1 protein-coding gene is annotated in these 330 nt (G+C 47.0%); it reads left to right on the forward strand.

What is annotated here, in order from left to right; genetic code table 11:
- A partial coding sequence (locus tag KH400_RS23405) for a hypothetical protein (protein ID WP_217228722.1) occupies positions 1-330 on the forward strand: 330 nt, incomplete at both ends.

Genomic DNA, 330 nt, shown 5'->3' on the forward strand with positions numbered 1-330 from the left:
GATCAACTGTCATTCAAACCGATTAGCCAAACGTTTGGTGAACTGATGCATCAGACGGTGCGCGATAAGGGGATTTCAATTAATCGCTTAACGGCGCTGGGTTTTTCAAAGTCGAAAATGTACCGGTTATACGATGACTCGCAAGCATTGATGGTCAATGACATGCTAGATTTGATGCGCATTGGAGGCTTGGAGACTGGTGATTTAGATCCGTTGTTAACGATGTTGCCGAATAAAGGGTTGGATGTCCGCTACAATCTGTACAGTGTCCAACAACATATGCTGGTGGAAACGGCGGAGGAATTGCGCCAGAAGTACGCACAGTCGGGG

It is taken from the genome of Desertibacillus haloalkaliphilus, from assembly GCF_019039105.1.
Classification (GTDB): Bacteria; Bacillota; Bacilli; order Bacillales; family KJ1-10-99; genus Desertibacillus; species Desertibacillus haloalkaliphilus.